Raw genomic sequence first — 7,650 nt, forward strand, 5'->3', positions numbered from 1 at the left:
CCACCCGACCCGCTTGAGGGTGCCGCGGCCACCCAGCTGGGCGGGCCCCTCACGTTATTGTTGTCGATCACCTGCGCGCTGGCTGTGGCGAACATTTACTTCGCCCAGCCCTTACTGAATTCCATAGCGCAAAGCCTTGAGGTGGCGCCAGCCACCGTCGGCTTGTTGGTGGCGGCGACCCAAGGCGGTTACGCGCTGGGTTTGCTGTTCATCGTGCCGCTGGGCGACCTGGTGCAACGCAAGGCGCTGATACTGGCGCAACTGCTGTTGTCGGCGCTGGCGCTTGCCGTGGCCGGGGCGGCGCAACAATGGCCGGCGTTACTGGGCGGGATGTTTCTAGTAGGGCTGCTGGCGGTCGTGGTGCAGGTGGTGGTGGCGTATGCCGCGGCACTGGCGGCGCCGGGGCAGCGTGGGCGTGTGGTAGGCACAGTGACCAGCGCCGTGGTGCTGGGCATTCTGCTGGCGCGTTTCACCGCGGGCCTGATCGCCGACCTGGCGGGCTGGCGCGCGGTGTATTTTGTCTCGGCGGGCTTGATGCTGGCACTGGCTGCCGTGCTGGGCAAAGCGGTGCCAGCCACCGACGTGCCGCGCCTGCAAGGCTCTTATATGGCCTTGATGCGCTCGGTGTTCGGGCTGTTTATCCGCGAACCGGCCTTGCGGCTCAGGGGGCTTTTCGCCTTGCTGGCTTTTGCCGCGTTCAGTGTGCTGTGGACATCCATGGTGTTACCGTTAAGCGCACCGCCGTTATCGCTTTCTCATACCCAGGTCGGGCTGTTTGGCCTGGCGGGCATAGCCGGCGCGCTTGCCGCCAGCCGGGCCGGAAGGTGGGCCGACCAGGGCCTCGGGCAACGGGTAACGGGCATCGCCCTGGCGCTGTTGACGCTGTCCTGGGTGCCCAGCGCGTTTGCCGAGGTTTCGCTGCTGGCGCTGGTCGCTGGCGTGATCATCCTCGACTTCGCCGTGCAAGGCGCCGCTTAACCGCCCGCAACACCGTGCGGTTAACGCGGTGCCTCAGGCGTGAATCGCACCCCTTGGCGGTGCCTTGCCCGGCAGCGAAACCACCCGCCAAATGGGGGGGCGAACGCCCGAGGCACCCCGCCCGCGCGCCGCCATAGGCAACGCGTGGGCAGGGCCGAAAGCCGATCAGAAGATGTTGATCGGGTACTCCACGAAGGCCCGAACTTCGTTACCGTCGCTGTTGTAGTTGCTGGCGTTGTTAGACACACGCAGCCAGGAACCACGCAGGCGCAGCTTGAGGTCTTTGGCCGGGCCGCTCTGCACTACGTACTGCAGTTGGTTGAAGATTTCGCGCTCGGTGCCGTCGCCGTCGTCGGTGCGGATGTTGTCACCGCGCACGTAGGCGATGCGGTAGCTTAGGCCGGGCAGGCCGTAGGTGGCGAAGTCCAGGCCATAGGCCAGTTGCCATGAGCGTTCGTCTTCGGCGTTGAAGTCGGACCAGTAAGAGTTGGCCAGGAAGATGGTGCTGCCGCCATCGCCCACGCCGCCGGCATTACGGTACCCGCCATACTGGTAGCCGGTGTCGCCGGTGCTGCGCTGGTGCGCCAGGGTAAGCGAGTGCGGGCCGAACGCGTAGGTGGCTGCCAGGCTCCAGATCTTGTTGCTCTGCCCGGTGCCCAACTGGTCGGCGTAGCTGCCGTCGAGGTGGGTGCGGTAGCCATTGAAGTCCAAGGTCAGCGATTGGTCGGGCTGCAGCGGCAGCACGTAGGTGGCGCCGAGGTATTGCTTCTTCAGCCGGTCTTCGACATCGGAGGCATATAGCGACGCGGTGAAGTTGTCGGTGAACTTGTAGCTGCCGCCGAGCACGTCGATTTGCTTGGCGTCGCCACTGTCACGGCCTTCGGCGCTCTTGCGCGTTTCACCGGTGAAGTGCCCGGCGTTCAGTTCCAGGCCTTGGATTTCCTTGGAGGTGATCAGCGTGCCGGTATAGCTTTCCGGCAGCAGGCGCGAGTCGTCGTGGTTCAGCACTGGCAGCACCGGCATCATGTCGCCGTATTTGAGTACCGTGTTGGACAGCCGAAACTTCACCGCGCCCCCAGCGCGGGCCAGGTCGTGGGCGGCGCTGCCGCTGTCACCTTCCTTGAAAAAGTCGATGCCGCCGGCGCCGGCACGGCCCTTGCCGCCATCCAGGCGCAGGGCGTAAAGGCCGAAGGCATCGACACCTACGCCCACGGTGCCCTGGGTAAAGCCAGAGCTGAAGTGGCCAATGAATGCCTGGCCCCATTCGGCTTTGTCTTGTGCGCCGTGCTTGTAGTCACGGCTGATATAGGCGTTGCGAAGCAACAGGTCGAGGTGGCTGTCTTCGACGAAGCCCTTGGCTTCGGATTGGTCGCTGGCCATGGCGGGGCTAGCGGCCAGCGCACCCAGCGCGAGCAGGCTAAAACGGTATTTGAACATTCTTTTATTCCTTGTTGGCAGTTGCACGCGTGCGGCCGGCCCAAACTATAAAGGCCCGCTAGTGGGTACATAGCGGGCCTTCGTAGGCTGGGCTGTCGCGACGGTAAAACTCCCCCCGCACGCGCTTGGGGCGCATGCTAGCCAGCAGCTAGGAGTGTGTCAATTTAGATAAATGTTGCCAAATTGGTCAGCCGCAACGAAACGGCAGTTGGCACACATTGCCAACTGCCAGGGCAGCGGGGCTGTTCAGGGTTTGAACACACCGATCAAGGCTTCGACCTCGGCATCGCTGAAAAGCCCGTGTGGGTAGCGGTCGGCCATCAGGGTGCGCGGGTCGGTATGGTCGAACTTATCGGCGCCATTGGCGTTGAGCCACTGGGCCAGCAGTTGCAGAGATACCGAGTGGTTCGTCGGCTGCGGCGAGGCATATGGTGGGTTCATGTGGGCACTCCACGGTGTGTAGCGAGCAATGGCGCTAACCGATGTATAGGGCAACCCAGCCGAAGCGGTTCGCCGACGACTTGCCCTGAATGCTGATACAAAACCTGTGCCAGGCCTTCGGCCCGGCCCCGTGTTATGGGGCTGGCCGGCCGTTCGCAGGGGCCGGCCCCGGCCGTTCCCTTAGCCGGCGCGATAGGGCGCCGGTTGCTGTTGGGTCAGGCAGTGGATGTTACCGCCCCCCAGCAGTAGCTCACGGCCCGGCACCATCACCACTTCGTGATCAGGAAAAACCCGCTGCAGCAACGCCTTGGCTGCGCCGTCTAGCGGGTCGTCAAAGCTTGGTGCAATCACCCCGCCATTGACGATCAAGAAATTCACGTATGAGCCCGCTAACCGGGCCGAGGGGGTGCGCGCTTGGCTACCGGCCACCCAATCGACGCCGTCACATTCGGCCCGGGTAGCGTAAAGCGGGCCAGGGATCGGCATTTTGTGCACTACGAAGGGGCGGCCCTGGGCATCGCGGCTACGTTCCAGCACCTTCAGTGCCGCGTGGCAGCGCGGGTAGTTAGGGTCATTGGGGTCGTCGGTCCAGGCCAATAACACTTCGCCCGGGCGTACGTAACAGCAGAAGTTATCCACATGGCCGTTGGTTTCGTCGTTGTACAGGCCCTCTGGCAGCCACACGATAGTGGCCACCGCCAAGTGTTCGCGCAGCACCGCTTCGATCTGCTCGCGGCCCAGGTGCGGGTTACGATTGCGGTTAAGCAGGCATTCTTCGGTGGTGATTAGCGTGCCTTCACCATCCACGTGTATCGAACCGCCTTCGAGCACAAAACCCTCGGTGCGGTAGCGGTCACAGCGCTCGATTTCGAGGATTTTCGAAGCCACTTCGTCGTCGCGCTGCCAGGGGCTGTACAGGCCACCGTCGAAGCCGCCCCAAGCGTTGAAGCCCCAATCCACCCCGCGCACCTGGCCGGCGTGGTCGATCACGAAAGTGGGCCCGGTGTCGCGCACCCAAGCGTCATCGTTGCTGATCTCGACCACGCGGATATTGGGCGCATCCAGCCGCGCCCGTGCGTTGGCATACTGCGCGGCCGACACGGCCACGGTCACCGGTTCGAAACGGGCGATGGCCTTGGCCAGCGCCACATGGGCCGCCTGCACAGGTTTGCCGCCCAGCCGCCAGTTGTCTGGCCGCTCGGGCCAGATCAGCCAGGTTTGGCTGTGCGGCGCCCACTCGGCGGGCATATGAAAGCCGTCGGCGCGCGGGGTGGTAGTCAAGGTGGTCATGGCTGTTTCCTGCAGGTTGGCCCCGAACGGGTCGGCGATGAACGACGAGCCGTGGAAGCTGATGTCACGATGCGGCTCAGGCTGTTCTATTGATCAAAACGGCCGGCGACCTTCATGGATAGCGGCGGGTACAAGCATAGCCGCCGTTTATAACCGATAACTATCTGCCCTTAAAGCTACGGCAGGTTTTTCTCCCCCCTTTTTGCCCAACGTTTCGATTTGAATTGCCCTATACGCCGTATCACAGGCCTTCTGCCAGTACCTTCGCCACGCAGTCCACAAAAAAATCGACGCTCTGCCGGGTGGTGTTCATCGGCGGCTTGATCTTGAGGATATTCAAGTGGTCGCCCGTGGGTTGCATGAAAATGCCCAGTTCGCGCAGGCGCTCGCACAGCAGCGCGGTTTCTTCAGTGGCCGGCTCCAGTGTGGCGCGGTCGCGCACCAACTCCAGGCCGAGGTAGAACCCCGAACCATGGGCGGCACCGGCCAGCGCAAAGCGCGCCACCAACGCCTGCAAACGGGCCTTGAAGTAGGCCCCGGTTTCACGGGCGTTTTCCCAGAGCTTTTCGTGCTCCATGACGTCGAGCACCGCCATGCCGACCTGGCAACTGACCGGGCTGCCGCCGGCCGAAGAGAAGAAATACCCCTGTGCCTCCAGCGCTTGGGCGATGTCCCGGCGGGTGATCACTGCGCCCAACGGGTGGCCGTTGCCCATGCCTTTGGCCATGGTGATGATATCGGGCACCACGCCTTGCTCTTCGAAGCCCCAGAAGTACTCGCCCAACCGCCCGTAACCCACCTGTACCTCGTCGGCGATGCACACGCCGCCGCGCTCGCGCACCCTGGCGTACACGCCTTGCAAGTAGCCGGTTGGCAGGGCGATGCCGCCGGCATTGCCGTACACCGGCTCGCAGATAAAACCTGCGAGCTGGCGCGCTTGTTCGCCAAGCCGGGCCAGCTTGGCATCGACGTCGGCCAAGTAGGCCGCCGCGCTGCCTGGCCCGCGGTGGGCGCCACGGTAGGTGTTCGGCGCCATCACTGGGTGTACCCACGCCGGGCGGGTTTGCAGGGCCTGGGGGTTGTCGGCGATGGACGTGGAAATGGCATCGGTGGCCACCGACCAGCCATGGTAGGCCTCCAGCACGCAGAGCATGTCGGTGCCGCCGCTGAACGCCCGGGCCAACCGGATAGCCAAGTCGTTGGCTTCGGTGCCGCTGTTGACCAGGAACACACGGTCCATGCCCGCGGGCGCCCGCTCAAGCAAACGCTCGGAGAACTGCGCGACGGCCGCATAATGGAACCGCGAATTGGTGTTGAGCAGCGACCATTGCCGCGCCGCCACCTGGGCCATGCGCGGGTGGCCGTGGCCGAGCACGGCCACGTTGTTGAGCATGTCGAGGTACGAGCGCCCCTGCATGTCGATCAAATGGTTGCGCCAGCCGCGCTCGATGCGGGGTGGCGTTTCGTAGTAATGCTTCTGTGAACGGGCAAAGCTGGCCTCCCGGCGCGCCAGCCACTGTTGCGCACCGTCGTCGGCCGGCGCATCGCAGGCCCAACCCAGCAGCGCGGCAGGCGACGGGCAGAGGGCCTGCCAAGCTTGCGCACGCGCCGCCGTGGTGAACAACGGCGGTGATTCCACGCCCGCCTTGGCCAATTGCACCCGCACCGGCCCCGCCGCGCTGCCCAGCCGCTGGCCGGCGCTCACCACGTGCCCTGCGGGTAGGTCGCTGGCTACGCCCCATACACGCAGGCAGGCGTGGGCTGCCACCAGTTGCAGGCCGCCTTGGGGGTCGGCCACCCAGGTGCCGGCAAAAGGCGCTTGCACTTGCGTGCCGGGTGGCAGCAACAGCTCCACATGCAGGGCGTGGGTTGGCGGTTGCTGGGGGCTGTCGATAAGCGTGTGCGCCAGCCGGTATTCACCATAGCGGGTGCAGGCCACGCCATTGCCCGCCTGCTCGGCGAGGATCAATGTTTCGGCGCCAGGCACTTCCCAATTGCCCGCCTCGAAATGCCGGCTTAGCACGCCGAGGTCGACGCAGCGCACGGTGGCCGGGGCAATATCGGGAAACAGCGGCAAGCACGGGCCTAGCGCCAGCGGCTCGGTCGGCAAACCGCACGCCTGGAGAACAGCAGCTTCCATCAGGGCCATGGGAACGGCCTGCACCGCCTCGAAGATCGCCCACTCATGGGCCACGTTTTCCTGGATGTAGCGGTTGCCAGGGTCCAGTTGCAACTGCCGGGCAGAGCTGAGCACCAGCACCGCGGCGCGGCCGGCCACCATCGGCCACAACGCACGCGCCTCGGCCGGGCTCAACGGCGCCGCGGCGTGGAAGGCACGCACCGCCGGCAGCATCACGAATGCATCGCCCTGGCCATGCTGCAACAGGGCCGAACAGCTCACGGCCAGCTCGGCCACCCGCCATGTGCGCACCAGGTCGCCAAAATCGATGATGCCGCTGGCCTGCCAGTGGCGCTGGGCGTCGCGCTGCCACACGGTGTTGTCGTCGGTCAGGTCCAGGTGCACGGCCTGCTGTGGTAGCTGGCCGGCCAGCGGTGCCAGTGCGGCCCACGCCTGCTCTACGCAAGCGGCCACCTGTGCCTGGCGCGGCTGGCCCGCCAACGCCGGCAACAAGTGTTCGGCCACCGCCGGGAGGTGGCGCGGGTCCCATTGCAGTTCACGGTCCAGCCCTGGGTGGTCGAAGGTGGCGAGCGCCTGGCTCACCTGCCCGGCCAATGCGCCCAGGCGGGCGACCAACGCCGGGCCAACGTGCGGGCGCCCGGCCAGCGGTTCGCCTTCCAAATACCGCAGCACGCGCAACCAAAAGCGCTCGCCGCGCTGTTCAGCCTTCAGCAAGCCTTCCCCTGTCACGCTTTGAAGCACGTTGGCCACCGGCAACCCTAGGTTCGCCAAGTGGGCCAGGGCGGCGTGCTGCGCTTGCAATTCGGCTGCGGCATACTCGCCCCGGCAACACTTCACCACGAAACGCCCCTCGGGGGCGTCCAAGCGCCAGTTCTGGTCTTGCTGGCTACCCAGCTCATGCAGCGCACCGGTAAGCCCATAGTGCTCACGCAACAGCGCTAGCACATAAGGTGCATCAATGTTGGGGGCGGCCAGGCCCGCGCGGTGCGCTAGGGTTTGCAATGGCATCGGTGCAACCTCGGCGAATTTTAGGCGCCAATAACGCCATGCCGATGGGGCTCAGCGCAAGGCCTAAACCCTGGAGGTGCTCAACGTCAAATTGCCAGCACCGTTTCGCTTTCAATGCAAGCAAACTTGCGTCTTGCGGTGGTTGCCCACAAGCTATCGCCCCAAGGGTATTTGCCTACTATTGGCAACCGTCGACTTCAAGGACTATATAGGCACCTCATGAGAATTCTCGTCACTGGCGGCGCTGGTTTCATCGGTTCGGCACTGATACGGCATTTGATCGCCAATACCGAACATGAAGTACTCAACCTCGACAAGCTCACCTACGCGGGCAACCTCGAATCGCTGCAGCCGAT

At 64.7% G+C, this 7,650-nt stretch carries 6 protein-coding genes; 2 read left to right on the forward strand and 4 right to left on the reverse strand.

Annotated elements, in window-relative coordinates:
- Positions 1-978: MFS transporter (locus tag HAQ05_RS27295; RefSeq protein ID WP_238936606.1), on the forward strand; the 978-nt coding region annotated here is incomplete at its 5' end.
- A 165-nt stretch (positions 979-1,143) separates the two neighbouring features.
- Here HAQ05_RS27295 and HAQ05_RS27300 read toward each other — a convergent pair.
- The 4 genes from HAQ05_RS27300 to HAQ05_RS27315 all read right to left on the reverse strand — a co-directional run bounded on the left by HAQ05_RS27300 (position 1,144) and on the right by HAQ05_RS27315 (position 7,294).
- A complete protein-coding gene (locus tag HAQ05_RS27300; RefSeq protein ID WP_190427348.1) occupies positions 1,144-2,415 on the reverse strand; it encodes an OprD family porin in 1,272 nt (423 codons plus the stop codon).
- A gap of 246 nt (positions 2,416-2,661) precedes the next feature.
- The gene (locus HAQ05_RS27305) at positions 2,662-2,856 is read right to left on the reverse strand and encodes a hypothetical protein (protein ID WP_190427350.1); all 195 of its coding nucleotides are present in this window, start codon (positions 2,854-2,856) and stop codon (positions 2,662-2,664) included.
- Between the two features lie 180 nt (positions 2,857-3,036).
- On the reverse strand, positions 3,037-4,146 hold the full coding sequence (aguA, locus tag HAQ05_RS27310) for an agmatine deiminase (RefSeq protein WP_190427352.1): 1,110 nt from the start codon (positions 4,144-4,146) through the stop codon (positions 3,037-3,039).
- A gap of 241 nt (positions 4,147-4,387) precedes the next feature.
- Positions 4,388-7,294: an aminotransferase gene (locus HAQ05_RS27315; RefSeq protein WP_190427355.1), complete on the reverse strand. Its 2,907-nt coding sequence runs from the start codon at positions 7,292-7,294 to the stop codon at positions 4,388-4,390.
- Positions 7,295-7,513: 219 nt separating this feature from the next.
- Here HAQ05_RS27315 and HAQ05_RS27320 point away from each other — a divergent pair.
- A partial coding sequence (locus HAQ05_RS27320) for an NAD-dependent epimerase/dehydratase family protein (protein WP_190427369.1) occupies positions 7,514-7,650 on the forward strand: 137 nt, incomplete at its 3' end.

It is taken from the genome of Pseudomonas typographi, from assembly GCF_014694385.1.
Classification (GTDB): domain Bacteria; phylum Pseudomonadota; class Gammaproteobacteria; order Pseudomonadales; family Pseudomonadaceae; genus Aquipseudomonas; species Aquipseudomonas typographi.